The sequence below is a fragment of the Corallococcus sp. AB049A genome (genome assembly GCF_003668885.1).
Lineage (GTDB): Bacteria > Myxococcota > Myxococcia > Myxococcales > Myxococcaceae > Corallococcus > Corallococcus interemptor.
Genome location: NZ_RAWL01000042.1, coordinates 12,555 through 32,900, shown reverse-complemented (window position 1 = coordinate 32,900; position 20,346 = coordinate 12,555). Strand labels below are relative to the sequence as shown.

Annotated in this window: 16 protein-coding genes; 7 read left to right on the top strand and 9 right to left on the bottom strand. The window is 70.3% G+C overall.

What is annotated here, in order from left to right:
- From D7X55_RS07180 to D7X55_RS07170, 3 genes are all read left to right on the top strand, one after another.
- Positions 1-328 (top strand): hypothetical protein (locus D7X55_RS07180; RefSeq protein ID WP_233609656.1); only part of this gene is annotated, 328 nt, incomplete at its 5' end.
- Positions 329-443: 115 nt separating this feature from the next.
- A complete protein-coding gene (locus D7X55_RS07175; protein ID WP_121722619.1) occupies positions 444-1,040 on the top strand; it encodes a hypothetical protein in 597 nt (198 codons plus the stop codon).
- Between the two features lie 12 nt (positions 1,041-1,052).
- Positions 1,053-1,622 carry a hypothetical protein gene (locus D7X55_RS07170; protein WP_147442858.1) on the top strand — a complete coding sequence of 190 codons (570 nt, stop codon included), beginning with the start codon at positions 1,053-1,055 and terminating at the stop codon, positions 1,620-1,622.
- On the opposite strand, the gene D7X55_RS07165 is transcribed toward D7X55_RS07170, so the two are convergent.
- Both D7X55_RS07165 and D7X55_RS07160 read right to left on the bottom strand, forming a co-directional pair.
- Positions 1,610-3,139 (bottom strand): ribonuclease H-like domain-containing protein, encoded by a 1,530-nt coding sequence (locus tag D7X55_RS07165; protein WP_121722618.1) that lies wholly within the window; start codon positions 3,137-3,139, stop codon positions 1,610-1,612. The two genes, D7X55_RS07170 and D7X55_RS07165, sit on opposite strands and share 13 nt — an antisense overlap.
- Before the next feature lie 16 nt (positions 3,140-3,155).
- Positions 3,156-5,576 (bottom strand): DEAD/DEAH box helicase, encoded by a 2,421-nt coding sequence (locus tag D7X55_RS07160; RefSeq protein WP_199746885.1) that lies wholly within the window; start codon positions 5,574-5,576, stop codon positions 3,156-3,158.
- Between the two features lie 174 nt (positions 5,577-5,750).
- Here D7X55_RS07160 and D7X55_RS07155 point away from each other — a divergent pair, with 174 nt between their 5' ends.
- On the top strand, positions 5,751-6,998 hold the full coding sequence (locus D7X55_RS07155; protein ID WP_121722617.1) for an SLC13 family permease: 1,248 nt from the start codon (positions 5,751-5,753) through the stop codon (positions 6,996-6,998).
- Here the strand turns inward: D7X55_RS07155 and D7X55_RS07150 are convergent.
- Positions 6,995-7,822, bottom strand: coding sequence for a hypothetical protein (locus tag D7X55_RS07150; RefSeq protein ID WP_199746884.1), 828 nt, complete (start codon positions 7,820-7,822; stop codon positions 6,995-6,997). The genes D7X55_RS07155 and D7X55_RS07150 overlap by 4 nt on opposite strands.
- Positions 7,823-7,913: 91 nt before the next feature.
- Here D7X55_RS07150 and D7X55_RS07145 point away from each other — a divergent pair, with 91 nt between their 5' ends.
- From D7X55_RS07145 to D7X55_RS07135, 3 genes are read left to right on the top strand one after another with little or no spacing between them, the layout of a single operon-like run.
- Positions 7,914-8,672: a general secretion pathway protein GspE gene (locus tag D7X55_RS07145; protein WP_233609653.1), complete on the top strand. Its 759-nt coding sequence runs from the start codon at positions 7,914-7,916 to the stop codon at positions 8,670-8,672.
- A gap of 7 nt (positions 8,673-8,679) precedes the next feature.
- Entirely contained in the window at positions 8,680-10,605 is a 1,926-nt protein-coding gene (locus tag D7X55_RS07140) for a hypothetical protein (RefSeq protein ID WP_121722621.1), read from the top strand.
- A complete protein-coding gene (locus D7X55_RS07135) occupies positions 10,602-12,725 on the top strand; it encodes a hypothetical protein (protein WP_121722616.1) in 2,124 nt (707 codons plus the stop codon). Before D7X55_RS07140 ends, D7X55_RS07135 begins: the two co-directional genes overlap by 4 nt.
- Positions 12,726-12,734: 9 nt before the next feature.
- Here the strand turns inward: D7X55_RS07135 and D7X55_RS07130 are convergent, their stop codons facing one another.
- The 6 genes from D7X55_RS07130 to D7X55_RS07105 all read right to left on the bottom strand — a co-directional run bounded on the left by D7X55_RS07130 (position 12,735) and on the right by D7X55_RS07105 (position 20,345).
- A complete protein-coding gene (locus tag D7X55_RS07130; protein WP_120550701.1) occupies positions 12,735-13,229 on the bottom strand; it encodes a hypothetical protein in 495 nt (164 codons plus the stop codon).
- Positions 13,226-17,053 (bottom strand): type VI secretion IcmF C-terminal domain-containing protein, encoded by a 3,828-nt coding sequence (locus D7X55_RS07125; protein ID WP_121722615.1) that lies wholly within the window; start codon positions 17,051-17,053, stop codon positions 13,226-13,228. Before D7X55_RS07125 ends, D7X55_RS07130 begins: the two co-directional genes overlap by 4 nt.
- A 2-nt stretch (positions 17,054-17,055) precedes the next feature.
- Positions 17,056-17,310: a hypothetical protein gene (locus tag D7X55_RS07120; RefSeq protein ID WP_121722614.1), complete on the bottom strand. Its 255-nt coding sequence runs from the start codon at positions 17,308-17,310 to the stop codon at positions 17,056-17,058.
- 71 nt (positions 17,311-17,381) lie between these two features.
- Positions 17,382-18,023 (bottom strand): DotU family type IV/VI secretion system protein, encoded by a 642-nt coding sequence (locus D7X55_RS07115; RefSeq protein ID WP_121722613.1) that lies wholly within the window; start codon positions 18,021-18,023, stop codon positions 17,382-17,384.
- Positions 18,024-18,035: 12 nt separating this feature from the next.
- The gene (locus D7X55_RS07110; RefSeq protein WP_121722612.1) at positions 18,036-19,682 is read right to left on the bottom strand and encodes a type VI secretion system baseplate subunit TssF; all 1,647 of its coding nucleotides are present in this window, start codon (positions 19,680-19,682) and stop codon (positions 18,036-18,038) included.
- A 36-nt stretch (positions 19,683-19,718) separates the two neighbouring features.
- Positions 19,719-20,345, bottom strand: a complete 627-nt coding sequence (locus tag D7X55_RS07105) for a hypothetical protein (RefSeq protein WP_121722611.1) — start codon at positions 20,343-20,345, stop codon at positions 19,719-19,721.
- Between the last annotated feature and the right edge of the window lies 1 nt (position 20,346).

The window sequence follows — 20,346 nt, the reverse complement described above, 5'->3', positions numbered from 1 at the left end:
CTTTCCGGCGGACGTCCGGCCGGAGTTGGCGCCGGGGATGACGCTGGAGTTCCAGATGCCGGACATGCCCCACCCGCTCGAAACGGTCATCGAGCAGGTGGAGGGGCCGGAGGCGTCGCTCCAGTTCGCGAAGGCGCACCGGCCGGCGGACGCGGCGTACCGGGACGGAGCGGTGCTGATCCGCGCGCACGTGCCGGGCCGGAACTACGAGCGGGACGGCAAGAAGCGCGTCTACCAGGACGGAGAGCTGGGCCGCGCCTCGGTGAAGCTGGGAACGCAGCGGCTGCTCGTCGCGTGGTTCCCGGGGCTGCGGAATGCGCTGCCGTGAAGCGGGCCTGGTCGCGTGCCTCGCGGCCCTGACGGCAGGCTGTGGGGCCTCCCGTCCCATTCCTGGCGTCGTCCAGGCCTCCGCTGGAGTCCCTGCGACGAGCATCCCGGGCCCGATGCCCTCGTTCGGCCCATTCGACTCCTTCTCGGATGCCCTTCAGGCGGCGTGTCCTCTCATCCTGGGCAAGCCGCACGCCACCGCTGGCAGGCCTACCGGGCAGAACTTCCAGCTGCGTTGGCGCCTCTCACGCGAGTACTGCGCCTGGCTGTATTACACGCCGGACCGGAAGTACGAGATGAGCATGCTCGCCGCGGGAGCGTTGCACGACGATCCCCAGAAGCGCACCTGCAACCTCCCGTCGAACGTGGACGACGCGCGCTATGCCCCGAACAGCCTGGGCTACGTCTTCGTCCTCCACAACCATCCCTACGACAACGTGTTGTCGGACCGTGACATCCAGTTCATCGTCGCCATGGCCACCGAGCACGGTGTGACCGTGAAGACGCACACGGGTGAGATTCCGCTGTCCATCGTCGCCTTCTTCTCCCTCTCCGATAGCCTGGAGCAGCCTCCGTGTGACGGGTTCTTCCAGTACATCCCCGCGACGGGAGAGTTGTTGCGCTGGCTGCGAAGTGACAAGGGATGGGGACGGCAAGTCATCGGCCGGGTGGAATGGCTGGATGCCACGCGCTACCGCATCGTGCGTGAGTGAGGAGCGCCGACGATGAAGCGAAGCGCATCGGTGTTGGTGCTGGGGCTTACCGCTGTCGGATGCACACGCGCCTTCGTGGCGGGCAAGGTCCCGGTAGACGATGACCGCTCGATTGTCTTCCCTCAGTTCTTCGAGCAGCCAGCGCTCCAGGTCGGTACGTCCGAACAGCCCATCGTGCTCGATGGAGCCGTGCTCCGGGCCCTGACCCTGGCAGCCGATGATTATCTGCCCGCGGAGCGGCCTGACACGCCGTGCCCTGAGCGGCGCGCGGCCCATCTCTTCAGGATCATCCAGCGCGAGGACGTCCTCTTCGTTCGCATCGACGTAGACCCTGCGGCGTGCGGAGGAATCCAGCCGGGGCTCGACTCCGGAGTGCGGTACGCCATCCATCGGGATGGACGAATCCTCCGTCGGGTGGTGGATGGAATGGAGCCATACGTGCCCTTCACGGATGGCGGTGTCATGGAGAAAGCGGAACCTGGCGTTTCGCCCTCCTTCGACCCGGCGCGCCCACGCCCCCTGCCCTTCTTGGACGCAGGCGCCGCATTCGACGCCGGAGCCCCTGACGCTCAGGCCCCCTGACGCGACAGCCGCCGCTCCAGGCGCTCAAGACGGAGCTGGTGGTCGTCGGGCAGCTCCACGGGGGCGGCGAGCCTCGCGTGGTACAGCGCCCGGGGCAGGTCCTTGAGGGAGTGCTCGTAGAGCTTCGTCAGCGACAGGTGCAGCATGGCGCCCTGTCCTGGCTTCGCGAACGTGAGCGCCCGCTGCAGGTGCGCCGCCGCCGTCTCGCAGTCCCCTGCTCGGCGGCAGAGGCGCGAGGCCAGCACCAGCGCTTCGATTCCCACCGGGCCTCCGCTCTCCGCCGCGGCCTTCGCGAACGTCAGCGCCCGCTCCGAGTCCCCTGCCCGCTCCGCCACCTGCGCGAAGCCGAGGAGGTCCCGCGGGTCCTGCCGCTCCGTGCCTTCCGACTGGAAGCGCCGCACCAGGTCGCCCAGCAGCGCCGCCAGCAGCAGCAGGTCCTTCTGGTTGTGCTCCAGCACCGGCACCAGCTCCGAGCCGTCCGTGCCTCGCAGGAAGCGGAAGTACAGCTCCGGGATCAGCGAACCGTCCACGTCCCCCACCCGGTGGTGCCCCAGCACCTTCGACTCCAGGTGCACCAGCCGCGCGCCTTCGCCCCGGTGTTTGAACACGCGCCGCGCGCAGTGCAGCAGGTCCAGGTGCGGCAGCTCCCTGGGCACCGGCACGCGGTTCAGCACGAAGCGCGTGCGCAGGAGCGGCCAGTCGAAGCTCTTGCCGTTGTACGTGACGAGGCACGACGACGACGCCATGCGCTCGGCCAGCAGGCGCAGCATGGGGGCCTCTTCCCCCATGCGCCGCAGGAAGAGCTGCTGCACTCGCAGGGCGCGGCCCTCGAACCAGCCCAGGCCCACCAGGAACGGCACCGTGCCCGTGCCGCCCGCGAGCCCCGTCGTCTCCGTGTCCAGCATCAGCATCCGCGTGAAGTCCACCGACTCCAGCTCCGGATGCAGCGCCAGCCCCGCCACCAGCCGCGCCTCCACGTCGAGCGCCGCCGCCACCGGCGCCGTGCCGTGACGATGGTCCGGCGCATACAGCTGCTCGGCCACGTGCACCGTGCCATGCGGCGTCGAGCGCGCCTCCACTGGCAGCGCCCGCGGCTCGGGGACCGGCGCCACCGCCTTCCGAGCCGACGCCGTGCCCTGACGCTCCGCCCAGAACGCCAGCATCTGGCGCAGCGATTCCACCCGAGGGTCCGAAGCACCAGGCTCCACCGCCTCGCCCCGCTTCGCCGCGAACCTCCGCCGCGCCTCCTCGCGCAGATCCACGAGGCCTTCCGCCCGCGCGGCCTCCTGGGCAGGCACGTCCGCCGGAGGCGCCTCGTCCATGGACATCCGCTTGCGCAGCGTCTGGACCAGCACCTCCGCGAGGGTGGTCGTCCCCGCCTCCTCCGCCGGCGGAATCCGAGCCACCTCCGCCGGTGTCTCCACCACCGGAGCCACCGCCACGGCGTTCACGGGCGCCCGGGCCTGACTGCCGGGGCCCGCGCTGGTGAGTCGGGACAGCTTGCGCTTCAGGTCCATGCCGCGCCCGTGCTCCTCACTGCACCCCGGCAACGCCGAGCGCCGCCAGCAGGTCCAACGCCAACCGCTTGCGCGGATGCGCCCCGGACGGCGCGCTCCCCGGCTGCCCACCCGCCGCCGGCCCGATGCACGCCGGACATCCGTCCTCGCACGGGCACGACTCCAGCAGCTTGCGCCCTCGCAGGAGCAGCTCCTCGCGCTGATCGTACAGCCGCGCCGCCAGCCCTACGCCGCCGGGCACGTTGTCGTAGAGGAACAGCGTCGGATCAAACCCCACGCCGCCATCCTTGCGCGGCGGACCGTCCGGCTCGTCCTTGCTGCCCAGCGTCCGGCCCAGGTCGCGCGGATCGCTCATCAGCCCCACGCACGCCACCGTGCGCAGCGCGGACCCCAGCCCGCGCAGCGCGTCGATGACCGCGGGCCGGGGCGCGTCCATGCTCCGCACCACCGCCTCCGGCACCGTCAGCCACAGCGCCGACGTGTGCATCTGCATCTCCGGCAGCCGCACGTCGCCGTAGCCCACGTTCTCGTGCGTGTGGAACTTGATCTTCTTGTAGCCCACCACCTTCTCGATGACGGACACCTCGCCCAGTCCCGCGTGCAGCGAAGGGCCCAGCGGCGCGCCCTGGTCCTCCTGGATGACGCTCACGCGCACGTTCGTCATCGCGTCCGTGAAGTAGTCCGGCGCCACCTTGCGCACGAAGGCCTTGTGGTTCTCCAGGTCCAGCATCTCCACCTGGTACTGCTCGGAGTCGTGCTGGTAGATGGCCTGCTCGTGCAGCTGCGTGTGCGCGGAGCGGAAGTCCATCTCCGCCAGCGTCTTGTCCGTGCCGCGCTCGATGACCACCACGTTGTCCCAGCCCACGCTGCGCAGCGACACGTGGTGCGCCGGGTACGCGTCCGACGACCAGTGGAACATCCGCCGCCCGCCCTCGGGCGCCTGTGACGGGTGCACCACCTGGTGCTGCGTGAGGAAGTCCAGCGCCTCCGTCGTGTTCTCCACCGGCACGTCGCCGAACGCGTCCCCTTCCTCGAAGGGCAGCTCGAACGCCGCGCACTTCAGGTGCTGGACCAATATCTCCACGTTGTCCGGATCAATCCGAGCGTGCTCCACCGGAGCGCCCGTGAGCGCGCGCGGATCCGCCGCGAAGTATTGATCCAGCGGATTGCTGGACGTCACCAGCAGCGCCAGGCTGCCCATGCCACGCCGGCCCGCGCGGCCGAAGCGCTGCGCCAGCGCCGCCACGGAGCCCGGGTAGCCCGCGCACACCACGGCATCCAGCGACCCGATGTCGATGCCCAGTTCCAGCGCGTTGGTGGCCACCACGCAGCGCACCTCGCCCGCGCGCATCGCGGCCTCCGTCGCGCGCCGGGTGCCGGGTAGGTATCCGCCCCGGTAGCCCTGGATGAGCGACGGATCCAGCTTCTCCTCCACGAACCGGTCGCGGAGGTACTTGAGCATCACCTCCACGTTGTTGCGCGACTGGCCGAACAGCAGCGTGGACACGCCCGCGCGCACCAGGTCCGCGGTGAGCCGCACCGCGCTCTTCAGGTAGCTGGCGCGGATGCCCAGCTCCGCGTTCACCACGGGCGGGTTGTAGACCATCACCCGGCGCTCGCCGGACGGCGCCCCGCTCTCCGACACGAGCGCCACCTCACGGCCCAGCATCCGCTCCGCGTGCGCCTTCGGGTTGCCAATGGTCGCCGACGCCAGGATGAACGTGGGCGACGCGCCATGGAACCGGGCCACCCGCTGCAACCGGCGCAGCACGTTGGCCAGGTGTGAACCGAAGACGCCCCGGTACGTGTGCAGCTCGTCAATCACCACGTAGCGCAGGTTCGCGAACAGCCGCGCCCAGTTCGCGTGGTGCGGCAGGATGCCCGTGTGCAGCATGTCCGGGTTGGTGAGCACCACGCCCGCGCGCTCCCGGGCCGCCCGCCTCGCGTCCCCCGGCGTGTCACCATCGAACGTGATGGCGCCATGGCCCAGGCCCGCCTCGCGCATGAAGGCGCGCAGGGACTCCTCCTGGTCGCGCGACAGGGCCTTGGTGGGAAAGAGGTAGAGCGCCCGCGCTTCCGGCTCGCGCGCGAAGCGATCCAACAGCGGCAGGTTGTAGCAGAGGCTCTTGCCGGAGGCCGTCGGCGTGGCGATGACCAGGCTCTCCCCGTCGCGGGCCCGCTCGAAGGCCTCGGCCTGATGGGAGAAGAGCTGCTCGACACCCCGGCGCTTCAGCGCGTCCCGGACCTGCGGGGACAGCCCCTCCGGCATCGGCGCGAACACGCCGGTGCGGGCGGGCGTCACGGCGTCGTGGACGATGTTCGGCCACACCTGCCGGTCCGTCTTCCAGGCCTGGAGGACGGCGTCCAGCCCGCGAGCCCCCGACCACGGCGTGCGGCGCGGGCCGGAGAAGGCCTCGGTTTCCTTCTCGGGCTTCATAGGGCCGGCCACTGTACAGACGTGTACCCGGAAGGACAACGCGCGTCAGGACCCGCCGCGTCGGTCTTTTGGGGGCCCATCACCCACATTCGCCTCCGACAGTAGCCGGCCCGATTCCCTGCCAGGCGGACGGCCTCGACGGGCTCGAGGCGTGGACCCTAGTGTCCCGCGCCCGTGGCACTCGCGATCTTCCTCTTCACGTACATCTTCATCGCCGGGGCACGGCTGCCCTTCATCAAGCTGGACCGTCCCGGAGGCGCGCTCCTGGGCGCCACGCTGATGGTCGTCGCCGGGGCCGTCACGCCCGCGGAGGTCTTCGGACACAGCGCGGCCCGGGACCAGCAGGCCATCGACATGGACACGATCGTCCTCCTGCTGGGGATGATGCTGCTGGCCGTGTACCTGGCGCAGGCGAACTTCTTCCGGGCCGCCGGAGCCAAGGCCCTCAAGGTCGCGCACACGCCCAAGCTGCTCCTCGTCGCCGTGACGTTCGTGAGCGCCGTGCTGTCCGCGTTCCTCGTCAACGACACCGTGTGCTTGTTCCTCACGCCGCTGGTGCTGGTGGTGGTGGAGGACGCTCGCCTGCCGCCCGTGCCGTACTTGCTGGCGGTGTGCATGGGCAGCAACAGCGGCTCCGTGGCCACCTTCACCGGCAACCCGCAGAACATGTTGATTCAAGGCGCGTCCGGGCTGGGCTACGCGCGCTTCGCCGCGTACATGGCCCTGCCCGCGGTGCTCTCCACCGTCGTCGTCGCCGTGGCGCTGCTCTACATGTTCCGCAAGGAGCTCCCGAGCGCACGCTTCGACACGCACCCGCCCCCGCTGGAGCTGGACCGCCGGCTGCTCGCGCTGGGACTGGGGAGCCTGCTGGGCGTGGTGGTGGCGTTCTTCGCCGGATTGCCCATGAGCTGGAGCGCGCTCGCGGGCGGCGTGCTGGTGATGACGCTGTCCGGGCACGAACCGCGCGAGGCGCTGGAGCGCGTGGACTGGGTGTTGCTGCTCTTCTTCGCAAGCCTCTTCGTCGTCGTGCACGGGGTGAACAAGGCGGGCTGGGCGGAGGAGATCCGCCAGGTGTTCTCCCCTCTGATGGCCGGGCCGCCCTGGCGCGAGACGCTGGGCTTCGCGGCGCTGACGCTCGTGGCGTCCAACCTCTTCAGCAACGTGCCCTTCGTGATGCTCGCGCGCGCGTGGGTGCCGGCCATGCACGAGCCGGAGCTGGCGTGGCACGTCCTGGCGCTCGGCTCCACCCTGGCGGGCAACCTCACGCTGGTGGGCAGCGTGGCCAACCTCATCGTCTTCGAGGCCGCGCGCGGCAAGGTCCGCATGGGCTTCATGGACTACCTGCGCGTGGGCGTGCCCGTGACGCTGATCAGCTTCGCCGTGGGGCTGGGCGTGCTCCTGGCCGAGCACGCCCTCTTCTAGGCGTCCGGATCCGGCAGCTCACCCGGAGGCAGCTGCTGCTCGGGCGGAGTGGGCGCGGGCGCCGGGGTGACGGCGGAGGGCACGGTGTCTGGCGCGGTGCTGCCCGTGGGGGCCGAGCCCTTGCGGTTCTTGGGCGTCAGGTCCTTCACGAACATGTCCGCGACCTTGTCCAGCAGGTCCGTCATGGCCAGGCGGAACAGCTCCGGCTCCTTGCCGACCTTGAACGGATCCAGGTGCGGCGCGCCCTGATCCACGCCGTCCATGTCGAACGGCCGGCGCCACAGCTCCGAGCGCCCATCCACCCGGAACATGCGCCCGTAACCCTTGAGGTAGGCCCCGGCGCGCCCGTCCTCGCTGCGCATGCCGTAGTCCTGGATGACGAACTCCACGATGGTGTCCGCGCCCAGCGGGGCCATCAGGTCGTAGTCCGGCGCGTTGGCGGGCACCTCCTCCACCAGGAAGCTCTCCAGCGCGGAGGCCACCCGGGCGGGGTCCACCGTGTCCGTCCAGGGCGCTTCTTCCGGCAGGCGCGACAGGGTGGTGACGCGCAGGCGTTCGGAGAGCTCGAAGCGCGTGACGGCCTGCTGCAGCTTCACGGTGAGCCGGCGGTCCGCCTCCTTGGGCTCCAGCTTCTTGAGCTTGTCGGAGTACGCGCCGTCCTCCTGGAACACCTTGCTCTTGGGCCCCGCGCGCTCCTCGATGCGGGAGATGAAGGCGGGCCGATGGACCCGGTCCAGGTCCGCGCCGGACAGGCGCTGGGAGGCGCATCCGGCGGTGAAGGCCACGAGGACTGCCGCGAAAAGGAGGCTTCGGCTTCGCACCATGGGGCCCAGGCTAACCCATCCCCGCCCCCCTGGCCTGTTTGCGACCCACCGGAGGCCTGGGGAACGTCCGGCGCTGATATGCTGCCCGGCCGTGAATCCTCCCCCTTCCGTTCCTCCCGGCCCCGGCCCCAACCGCAAGCGGCGGCTGGGGGAGATCCTGATGGACGCCGGACTGCTCACCGAAACCCAGCTGCGCACCGCGCTCGCGGAGCAGCGCAAGTGGGGCGGCCGGCTGGGCCTCACCCTGGTGCAGATGGGCGTCGTGGACGAAAGCTCCATGGTGCACGCCCTGTCGCGGCAGCTGGCCATCCCCACCGTGGACCTGGACAAGCACGTCCCCGTCCCGCACGCCCTCCAGGCGCTGCGCGTGGACATCGCCGAGCGCTACACCGTCTTCCCCATCGCCTACGAAGCGCCCACCAAGACGCTCACCGTGGCCACGTCGGATCCGACCAACGTGGAGTCCCTCCAGGAATTGGCCTTCCACTCCGGCCAGAAGCTCCAGGTGGTGGTGGCGACGGCGTCCTCCATCGAGCGCGCCATCCGGCACCACTACCACGGGGAAATCACCTCCACGGCCGCCACGCCGCTGAGCTTCGGCATGGAGGAGGCCACGTTCGAGCTGGCCCCGCCACAGCAGGCGGAGGCCGCCGCGCCCGCGCGAGCCTCCACGCCGCCGCCGGTGGTGCGCGACGCGGAGCTGGCGTCGAAGGTGGAGGCGCTCACGCAGCAGGTGGCGGACCTGGAGCGCATGGTGGCGCAGCAGGCCCGCGTGATGCGCGCGATGATGGACGCGCTGGAGGCCCGGGGCGCATTGACTCGCGAAGAGGTCCAGGCGAAGGCCCGGTGACTTGCGCATGGCGCTCCCCTTCTCCGAAAAGCTGAAGCTGGAGCTGACCGTCACCGCGGGCGAGCAGGCCTTCGCCATCCCCGGTGGACAGGTGAAGGACTTCTCGCTGCGGATGACGCCCACGGGCTTCCGCTGCGAGCTGACGTTCTGGACGACGCTGGAGAAGGCGGACGCGGCGCTGTTCACCGCGTTCAGCAAGCCGGACCTGGTGCGGGTGCGCCTGGCGCTGTCCGGCGTCTTCGACCCGCCCACCACGCCGCTGGTGGTGCAGGGAATCGTCACGGAGAAGCGCCTCTCCGGCACCGCGCACGGCAACAAGGACAGCGTGGCGGTGGCCTTCCGCCAGTACACCGTCACCTTCGAGGACCCCGCGCGGGTCCTCTGGAAGCAGCACCGCCCGGTGGAGCTGCACACGGCGAAGAAGCTGTCGGAGCTGCTGGACGCGCACAAGCCCGGCGGCCTGCTGCTCACCTACGACTGGGACGCGCTGGAGGAGAAGCACGCGCTCTTGTGCCTGGGCATCGGCGACGACCTGGCGGCCGCGAGCTTCTACGACTTCGTCCTCTGGTTCGTGGACACGCGCGGCGGCGTGCTCACCTACGACAGCCCCAAGGACACGTACACCTTCTCCGCGAAGAAGCCCGCCACGGGCACCGTCACCGGGCTCAGCCGCAAGCACGTGGCGCGTGTGGACGTGGAGCTGCCGCCCGTCATCCGTCACAGCACGCGGGTGCTCAACGCCTTCGGGGCCGGGGCCACCACGGTCGCGCTGGAGCAGTCCCAGGCCGTCGCGGGCATCCAGCACGACATGCTGGTGCGCACGCCCATCGCGGCGGAGGCCGAGCAGCGCCAGTCCCTGGAGAAGGGGCGCCTGCGCGTGCGCAAGCGCCGCCTGCGGCTGACGTTCAGCGACATGCCACCCGTCGCGCTGCACCCGGGGGCGCTGCTCAAGCTGGATGGAGGGCGCTGGAGCCCGGACCTCACCGGCCTGGGGGAAGACCACCGCGTGGCGGAGCTGGCCTTCGACGGCGTGGGGCTCCAGGCCGGTCCGCACGACGGACCGCAGGAGACGATGCAGGGCTACACGGTCAGCCTCTCCGTGCTGCTGGAGCAGAAGTCGGATCCGGTGCCGGAGCTGCCCGCGTACCGCGCTCCCCGCTACCCCATCTACGTCGAGGGCAAGGTGCACAGCCCCGGCGGCGAGGCCTCCGACCGCATCTACCTCCAGGTGGATGATCAGAAGACGTCCGTGACGAACTACCGGGTCGCGATTCCGCTCTGGAACAAGACGGTGAGCGTGCCGGCGGAGCCCAACCAGTTCCCGGGGACGTTCTACTTCCCGCCGTACAAGAACGAGCGGGCCCTCATCGCGCTGCACTTCGACCACGCGGAGCTGCACCGCTTCCTGGACTGGGGCGAAGGCGTGCGCATGCCCCAGGACAGCCAGGGGGATCAGATCCTCTTCGGCAAGAACGGTACGAACCAGACGGCGCTCACGCACGACTACCAGGACAACAAGCCGGTGTGGAACCTGGGACGGGTGAACTCCAGCGACACGGAGATCATCCGCCTGTCGGAGGGCCACCTCCTCATCCAGACGAAGGAGAACTCCGGCGGCGCCACCACCACGCCCACGTACGACGTGACGCCGCAGGTGGAGACGGCGAAGGGCGACCTCACCGCCGGAGTGGACGGCGCGGTGAGCGACGCGACGGCGGCGTACAAGGAGTCGTCCGCGGCGGTGAACTCCAAGCTGAACGCGGCGACGGAGGAGACGGGCGCGGCCCTCGCGGCGGCGGAGGCCCAGGTGAAGGGCAAGGCCGCCGAGTCCCGCGCGAAGCTCACCGGCGCACTCAACGGGCTGGATGGACAGGCGGGCGCGCTCGGCGGCGCGGCCGCTGAAGCCAAGGCCGCGCTCGCGGGGCTGAAATGAACGACCTGCGCGCCACGGTGGCGAAGCACAAGGCGGCCGTGGAGGGCTTCGGCTCCGGCATCACGCCGCGCCTCGCCTCGGCCAAGGGCGAGGTGGAGGCCCTGGCCCAGGGCGTGGTGGAGCAGGTCTCCGCGCTGCGCCCCTCCATCAGCGCAGCGCTGGGAGGCCTGCTCGCGCAGGTGAACGCGGCGAACGTGACGTTGGCGGACCCCTCCCCCCGCTTCCAGTCGCTGGCCACGGAGGTGGAGGGGCATCAGCAGGCGCTGACCGCCTCCAGCACGACGGCGCGCTCGCAGGCGGAGTCGCTGGGCCAGGAGGCGACGGCGAAGAGCCAGGGGCTGGAGGCGCAGGCGAAGTCCTCCGCGGAGGCGTCCCAGGGGCAGCTCACCGCGCTCCAGCAGCAGGTGGCCCAGAAGTGCGACGCGGACAAGAAGTCCTTCGACGCGAAGCTCGCCAAGCGCAAGGGCTCCAAGGAGGAGACCGAGGCCCGCCGCGCGCAGGGCTACGCGCTGATTGAACAGACGCGCTCGCAGCTCACGCAGGACCTGACGGGCGTGGGCTCCACCCTCGGAGCGGCGCTGGCGGCGGTGCTCGTGCGGCTGGCCACCTCGCGCGATGCGGCGACGGGCCGCAGCACTCAGCTCACGTCCACTCTGGACAGCGCGGTGAAGGACCCGGTGAGCGCGCTGAAGGCGCTGCACCAGGAGATCGTCAACGCGGGCACGACGGCGAAGGACACCCACCAGCAGCAGCAGTCCGCGCTGGAGGGTCAGCGCAAGACGCTGGTGGATCAACTGATGGCCGCGGCGGCGGCGGCGGCCGGCATCGTGGATCCGCTGGACACCCAGGTGGCCCCGTCGCTCACGGCGGGCCAGACGCAGGCGGACGGGGCGCTGGACACGCTGGGAAGAACAATCAGCGGCCAGGTGGCCAGCGTCACCGCGCAGCTCACGGCGGTGGAGAAGTTCATCGACCAGGTGCAGCAGCAGGTGGAGAGCGCCATCACCACGGTGAGCGGCACCATCGACGGCGTGGTGCAGGGCGCGCTCACCGCGGTGGAGACCATCAAGGCGCCGTTGAAGGCCACGCTGGAGGCTGCCTTCACCACGCTGGACACGCTGGTCGCGACCATCAGCGCCCTCAAGCAGCAGGTGATGGCGCTGTTCGAGTCGCTGCCGCAGCTGCTCGAACAGCTCCAGACCCTCTTCCAGCAGATCGTCGGCTCGCTGGAGTCGCTGCTGGAGCGCGCCATGGGCTTGCTGGACGCCATCCCGGCCGCGGACCTGCCCAAGCCGCTGGTGAGCCCCGCCGTGCAGGGCATCAGCCAGGTGGTGGGGCAGATCACCACGCAGCTGGGAACGATTTCGTCCCAGGTGGGCACGCAGCTCCAGGCTGTGCAGAAGACCATCGTCTCGCAGGTGGAGACGGTGCAGACCCAGGCGCAGACGCAGATCGACACGGCGACGACGCAGGCCGTGACGCAGATGGGCACGCTCACCCAGTCCGTCCTCCAGGGCATCGAGCAGGCCTCGACTCAAATTGGCCAGATCGTCGCGGCGGCCGTCACGCAGATCGGCACCGTGAAGGATCAGGGCGTGCAGCAGATTGAAGCCATGAAGGCGCAGGTGGCCGCGCGGGTGACGCCGCTGGACACGCAGGTGCCCCAGCGACTGGAGGCCCTGGACGCGCAGGTGGGCTCCGGCATCGACGCGGCGGTGCAGGCCATGCAGTCCGCGCGGGACTCGGCGGAGGGCCAGGTGACGTCCGCGAAGGGCCGCCTGGATTCGCACCTGGGCACCACGAACACGTCCGTGACGGCCGGGCTGACGTCGCTGGAGACGGCCCGAGGCAGCGCGGAGACGTCCCTCACCACCCAGGCCGATTCCGCGCTGGCGGCCTTCAAGCAGCGCGCGGAGGGCCTGAAGTCGGGCGCCCAGACGCAGGTGGATTCCGTGTCCACGCAGGCCACGGGACAGAAGCCGCAGCTGCTCTCGCCTCTGGACGCGATTGGCGCGCAGCTCCAGGCGGGGGCCTTCGCGAAGCCGGTGACGGCGGCGAACGGCCGGGTGACGGCCGCGCTGAACGCGCTGGGCCCGAAGCTGGACGCGCTCGCGTCCTGACGCCCTGCCCTACTTGGGCGTCGCGACGGCCTCGGGCGCCTTGGGCGCTTCCGGGGCCTTGGGCGCCGCAGGCGAGGACTCCTGCGCGGGCACGCCCTTGGGCAGGTCCGTGCGGATGCGGCTCTCCTGCAGCTCGATGTCCACCGTCTTGGGCACCGGCACGTCCAAGAGCGCCTGCCAGGCTCCATTCGGCGTGGTGAAGAGGAAGCTCACCGCCACCGCCTGCTCCGGCGGCAGGGGCACCTTCACCTGCTTCGTGTTGCTCGGGTAGATGACCACCGTCTGGAGCACGGACTCGTCCGGGCTGATGACCTTGGCCGCGACGTCCGAGTAGCCCTCCGTCATGGACGTCTTCGACACCGTGCGGATGAGCATGTAGAGCGGCCGGCCCTGGTTGGTGCCCGGCGGCGCCTTCACGTTCACCGTCAGGCTGGGCGCCGCGCAGCTGCCCGCGACCACCGCCGTCACCAGTCCCGCCGCCAGCCTCACGCCCCTGCCCTTCATGGCACCACCCCACGGAATGGCGCCCATGGCTCGCCGCGCAACCCGAAGCTGATCTCCAGCACCTTCTCGTTCGCCGCCAGCCCACGGCCCGGCAGCACCCACACTACGTTCTGCTGATCCGTCAGCGTCGCGGACTCCAGCAGGCGGAAGCAGTTCCACGACGACTCCGACATCTCCATGGAGCGGTAGCGCTTCCCATCCCGCTGCGGCGAGCGCAGCTCCACGCCAATGGACGACGGCTGCGGGCTCCACCAGCTCAGCGGGAACTCGCTCCACGCCGGCCGCTGGTTGAACCCGAACGACGCCGCCCCACCGCACTTCAGGTACGACAGCGTCACGAAGCTGTCCGGCGTGGGCGCCGTCGGCAGCGGCAGCGGACGCACCTGCATGGCGATGGGACGCGGCTTGCCCTCGTCATCCCAGAGCATCCTGGACAGGCGGCCCAGCTGGCCCAGCGCGGTGAGCATGCGCGGCGGCAAGAGCAGCCGCGACTTCAGCGGGTAGCGCAGGGACCAGTCCGTCCCGCGCTCCTCCACCACCGGCGCCAGCACCTGCGTGACGAAGCCCCAGAAGGCCCCGTCCTTGCGGCGCAGGACCTCCAGCTCCACGGGGTCGACTTCCTGCGACGCGCTGGGGTTGAACGGGTAGCGCTTCACCAGCGGGTCCAGCGTGCGGCGGGCCTGGTAGGTCCACTGCTCCGCGATGACGCGCTCCAGCTCCGCGCGGCCCCGGTTGCGCACGACGATGAAGGGCTGGCGGAACGGCTGACGGAACTCGCCCACCAGGCCGTGCTGATCCAGCCACGCGTCCACCCGGCGCAGGTACGAGTCCTCCTCCTCCAGCAGCATGCTCAGCCCCACCCGCCCCACCGGCGACAGCATCTCCGCCAGCTGCGAGCCCGCCGAGGACGCCGTCGCGCCAGCGGCCCCGGGCGCCGCCGGATTCGCGGGCGCGGCGGGCTTGGGCGTCGCGGGCTTCAGTCCGGACAGCTCCTGCTGAAGCTGCGACACCAGCGTGGTGTACGAGGCCAGCTCCGTCAGCGCGCCGTTCTTGTCCGGCGTCATCAGCTGCACCACCGGCTTGAAGGGCGCCACCGCCTCGCGCATGGGCGCGTAGTACTCGCTCTCCAGGGGGCCCACGCCCGCGCGGACCGCCACGTCGCGCAGCATCGCCTCCAGCGGCGAGGACGGCTGCAGCAGCACGGACAGGTCGCTGGCCAGCGAGCCTCGCGGCGTGGTGCGGAAGCGGTAGCCCCGGTACGTCGCGTACAGGTCCTGGCCGTAGCGCTTCGCGAAGGTCTCCACCTTGCCCTGCACGAAGGTGGCGCGCTCCACGGCCTCCTCGCGCGTCAGGCTGGACTTGGCCAGCCGCGTGGTGAACTCGTCCACCAGCGGGGCCAGCTGCGCGTCGAAGGCGGCCTTGCCCAGCACCTTGCCCACCACCGGGGCCTGCCCGCTGGCGAACTCCGTGTCGTCGTCCCCCACCCCTTCGCTGGCGACTTCCGACGTCGTCTCGCCCGCGCGCGGGTTGAACGAATCGGCATTGAACGGCGTGCGGCCCGTCTCCTTCAGCGTGCGCAGGACCTTGTCCAGGAGCTGCCGGGACACGTCCATGGGGCGGAACGTGAAGTCGCGCCGGAGCACTTCCACCTGGTAGCGCGCGTCGCCGTCGCTGGGGGCGAAGAGGCCGTCCGCGCGGGTGAGCAGCTCCGCGGGCGTCATCCGGGCGGCGGCGCGCAGGGCGGTGTCGGCCTCGTCCTCCATGCGCAGGATGGCCTCCAGCGTCTGGCGGTTCTGGCGCTGCCAGTCCAGCGAGTCCAGCAGGCTGCCCACGCCCTTCAGCTGGCTTGCGTCCGGCTCCGCGTCCGACGCGTTGATGAGGTCCATCAGCTTGCGCGCGGAGTAGTACGGCGCGCTCTCCGCCAGCGACGTGCGCAGGCGCTCCCGGTCACCCGCCAGCGCGGCCCACCGGGACAGATCCAGCTCCTTCGCGGACAGCACGTCCTGCAGCTGCGTGAGGTGCTCGCGCCACGGGCCCAGGAGGCTGTCCATCGTCAGCCAGCCGTAGGGCCAGCGCGTCCAGGGGACGTCCTCCGCGAAGGGCTTGTCGCTGGCGATGACGTAGTTGGCGACCATCGGCTCCGCCAGGCCCATGGCGTCCAGCCAGTTCCGGTCTGGATCCCCGTCGGACAGGCTCAAGCCATAGGCCTCCGCCGTCCAGCCGAGCTCCTTCTTGTACGGCCCACGCACGCTGCGCAGCATGAAGTGGCCCAGGCCCTCGTTGCGCGAGCTGTACAGCACGCCCAGCGTGTAGAGCACGTGCTCCGGCCGGCACAGCGTCTCCTGGTGGCAGCTGTCGTCCGCGGCGGGCGCCACGGGCAACGGCGCGGCGCGGGTGCCCCGGCCGGTGAACACGGGCGCGGGCTGGCACCCCGGAATCTGGCTCGGGCAGCGCCGGCACTGGTCCTGGCACTTCTCCAGCATCGGCTTGAGGTAGGACATCCGGATGCTGCGCGCGAGCCGGGCCCGCAGCTCCTCCCGCTCATCCGTGAAGCTGTGGGCCAGCGGCGGCCAGTAGCGCGTGGAGTGCCACAGCTGCTCCATGGCCTTCACCGCGTCGGTCGTCTGGGCCTCCACCACGGAGCCGGACACGCTCTGGTTGCGCTCCTCCAGCCGCTGCACCGTCACCTGGAACGCGTCCAGCTTGTCCTGCGTGCGCAGGATCAACCCGTAGAACCGCGCGTACGCGAACAGCACCGGCAGGCACCCCACCGCGAGGATGACCGCGCACCGGCGCAGGTGCGTCCAGCGGTAGTCCCTGGCCAGCAGCTCCGCCGGCTGATCTCCCTGCACCGCCAGCGCGCCCGTGGGCTGCGCGTCCGTGCCGCCCGACGACAGGTAGACGCGCTTGAGGCTCAGCGGGAACGCCAGCGAGCCGCCCTCCATCAGGGTGGACACGAAGCGGCCCAGCGCCGCGAAGGCCTCGCCGCCGCGCGAGTAGAAGTTCGCCAGCCGCTCGAACGCGTCCGGCGACAGCGAGGTGAGGCCCAGCGCCAGGTACTTCTCCATGGGCTGGAGCGCTTCGGCCAGCTCCCCTTCCCTGCCGCGCGGAGGAACCTCCAGCTCCAGCGGCACGCCGTTCTTGCGCAGGAGCTGCGCGAAGTCCGCGTAGCCGTCCAGCGTGTCCATGTGTGTCAGGACGAGCCGCGTCTCCACGGGCGACTGGCACACCTCCGACAGGAGGTTGACCTTGCCGCGCAGCAGCTGGGTGACGCGCTTCACCTCGTCCGGCGAGGTCTCCAGCAGCCAGCTCACCTTCAGGACGATGACGGCCCGGCCCTTGTGCTTGCCGCCGAAGGTGGCCTTCCACAGCCGGCGAAGCGCGCGCCGCGCGTGGCGCGAGTCGTCCTCCAGCACGGGCGCCGCCAGCTCCTGCACGACGACCTCCGGCCCCAGGAACACCTTGAGGAGCGGGTCGTCCGTGTAGCTGGGCATGAACTGGCGCTGCTGCCGCTCCCAGTCCACCTCCGCTTCGATGAGGTCCGACTTGCCGCTGCCCGCGGGGCCCAGCACCACCAGCGTGGGGAAGTCCCGCACGGACGCGCGGAAGCGCCACGGCAGCTTCGACAGGAACTTCTTGCGGATGGCCAGCAGCTGCCCCGACGCGAGCGGCTTCTGCTCGCCCGCGAGCGAAGGGCCCCGCTGTTGCCGCTTGCGCCACCAGAGCGTCACGCCCACGCCAATGGCCGCGAGCACCACCCCGATGCCCAACACGAGCACCCAGTGGGCCTTCAGAGCCGCCAGGAGGGACTGGAGCGCACCCACGGTCAGCCGCCGCCCCTTCCGCCCGGCTTCACGGCCAGCTGGAGCGCTTCCAGCACGTCCTCCGCCTCCTCCAGCGTGGCGGTCAGCTTCGCGCGCAGCTTCTCCTGCTCCTGGGGCGACGGCAGCATCCCGTCCCCGGGAGGATCCAACGCCACCAGCCCCTCACGCACGGAGTCCAGGAGCGGCTGCACGCCCTGCTTCAGCTGCCCCAGCTCCGCGCCCACCCGCTGCTCCAGCGCGTCCAGCAGCGCGAGCATCGATGGAGCCTTGGGGGGCGGAGCCTTGGCGGCCGGCGCGGGCAGCCGGGGGTCCTTTGCCGGGAAGGGCCTCAATTGGAGACCCACCACAGGAGGACGGGCAGCCCCAGGACGATGGCCGCCGTCACGGCGTAGTAGTGCACCGGGAAGTCGTAGACGGTGGGCACCGAGGGCGGCACCACCGGCGCGGGCGGCGCCATGGCCGCGGGCTGCGGGATGCGCTGGGAGATGCGGTCCTTCAGGTCCCGGATGCGCTCCGGCTGCCCCACGAGGCGGCCGGTGAAGCCCGCGGCCAGGCAGAAACGGATCATCTCGAAGACGATGGGCGGGGTGTCGTTGCGGCGCAACTTCTCTTCCACGAAGTCGTAGAAGAGGTCTCCGCCTGCATCAACCTGGAACAGGTTCTGCTGCAGGAGCGGCCAGAGATGTTGCTCCGCGTCCGCCAGCCGCCGCAGCACCCACTCATCCAGGAAGAAGACGAAGGGACGGATCAGATCCTCCACCGCGTCGGGCTGCATGTCCTCGCCGAACGCGGCGCGCAGGCGCTCCAGCTCCACCATCAGCGCCTGCTCCAGGTGGCCCAGCGCCTCCTGCCCCACCCTGCCCTGCGGACGGCGCGCACCCGGGGCAGACTCGGCGGGCAGGGCCCGGTCGAGGAGCTGGCGCACGCGTCGCTGCGTGGCCAGGAGTGCGTTCCAATGCTCCAGTTTCATGGGGATGTTTGTCTATGTTGGAAGCTGTAGCGGCCCCAACCCAGCCACCGAGGCCTTGAGATCAACGGTCGCCTCGTTGTTCCAAGCATCAAGCAGGTCCCTCAACTGCTCAAGAAAGCAGATGACGACAGGCTCGAAGCTCTGGTCGAAAGGCTCCATCACGGCCTCGTAGGCGTGGCGGAGCCCCGAACCCTTGAGCGCGCTGTCGGGCACCACACTGAACTTCAACTCCTTGAGCCAGGGAAGGACGCGGCGGAACGGGCTCTCCGCGGGGGTCCCCAGGTGACCCAGCAGGGCGACCACCTCGTCCCGGCCCAGCGTGGGCTTCGCCTTCCATGCGAGGAATTGCGTCAGCGCCTCGACATCATCCCGTAGCACGCTGTCGCGGTGGGGCTGGAGGCTGCCCACCGTCTGCCATTTCAGGCCCTCGAGGTGACGGCCCGGGATGGACACCTCCACCCTGCCCGCCGCCTGCGCGGAGAACTGCGGCTGGTGCCACAGCGCCTCCAGCACGATCTTGCGGGGCGCGGTGAAGGCCTCCGGCATGCGCACGATGAGGCTCTGCCGGGACGCGAGCTTCTCATCGAAGGTCTCGTCCACCTCGTAGCTGGGGCCCTTGCCGGGCAGGAACGCGGGCCTCAGGGGCGCCAGGCCCGCCTTGGTCATCTCGAAGACGCCCGTCACCGAGTGCAGGGTGAACTCGCGCCCCGCGCTCATGCTGATGATGGGGTGCTCCGCGCGCGTGCCGTCCGCCACCACCACCTGCGCGGGCTCCGCCTTGAGGTTCACGACCGGCACCGTGAAGAGCTGGAAGAAGTCCGGGTGCAGCGAGCGGCCGATGTTCCAGTCCTTGTCCAGGTCCAGGCAGATGCAGAAGCGCATCCAGGAGCTGCCGCGCGGCGGCGGCACCTTCACGTGCACGAAGAGCTGCTGCTCCGGGAACTGGAAGAAGGCGCGCAGGCGCTGGAACGGGTGCGCGTAGAGGCCGCTGTCGTCCGGCGCGGGCGGGTCGCGGTTGAAGGACACCTCGCAGGGGCTGCCCACGGAGTGCTCGTCCGCCTCCTCGTCGTAGACGACGCTCACCTGCTTCACGTGCTTGCGCAGCGCATGGAACACCGCCAGCGACGAGCGGTAGTCGTCCAGGTGCCGCACGTGCAGGCTGAGCACGTCGATGGGGTCCTTGCGCGCGAAGCGGGACTCGAAGCGCAGGATGAGCCGGTGGCCGCTTCGCACCTGCGGCACCACGTCCGTGCCCTTGAGGAAGATGGGCAGCACGCGCAGGTCGCGCTGGAGCCGGAAGGAGCCCGCCACGCCCTCCGCGGGCGTCAGGCGCAGCTCCGTGCCCCGGGTGAGGAGCACCGGCTCCACCATCTTCTCCGTGGGCACGGCCTGCGCCATGGCGGCGGCGGGCACGGGCTCCAGCAGGAAGTCGAAGAAGCCCGCGAACAGCCGGCGCCAGGTGGAGCGCAGGTTGTGCAGCGTGGCGTGCCGCGTCTGCACGGAGAAGAACGCCATCGCCTCGATGAGGCGGCGCACGTCCGGGTCCTCGCGGTCCAACGGAGCCGCCGGGTGCCGCTCCTGGAAGCGCTGCCGGAAGCGCTCCAGCCCGTCCAGCTCCGACAGGAAGTCCAGGTAGATCTTCTCGGAGAAATCCTTCACCGCCCGCTCTCCCGCCGTACGTCAGTCATTGCCATGTCAGCCCAGCTTCACCAGGCTGCCGCCCACGCTGGTGATGGAGCCCTTGAGGTTCGCCATGCCGGAGCTTTCCAGGTCGAGCTTCCCGGTGCCGGCCACCTTGGTCATCGCGCCGGTCATCTCAGCCTGCGACTTGCCGGCGAGCTTCAGCGTCACGCCGTCCACCTTCGCCTCACCGCCGGAGGTCACCATCTCCGCGCCCATGTTGCCCTTCATGGCCAGCTTGGACGTGGCCTCGATGTTCACGTTCGCGCTGGAGGACAGCTTCGCGTCGCTGGTGGCCGTCTGCGTGAGCTTGGCGCTCGTCTTGAGCGTCATGTCCTTGGTGCTCTCCACCGTGAGCGTGTCCTGGCTGGTCCACTTGGAGACGCCCTTGGACTTCATGGTGATCGTGTCGGTATCGAAGGTGAGGTCCTTCACCGTCACCACGATGCTGTCCTGCTTCTGCACGATGGTGCTCGTCTCCTGCTGGCCCTTCACCGTGATGGTGATGCTGGTGCCGTCCATCACGATGGTCTGGGTGATCTGATCATCCCCATTCTCGACCTGGACGGTGATGCCGCCCTTCTTGTCCAGTTCGATCTTGCAGACCAGCGTGCCTGCCGCTCCCGGTCCTGAAGCTCCCATC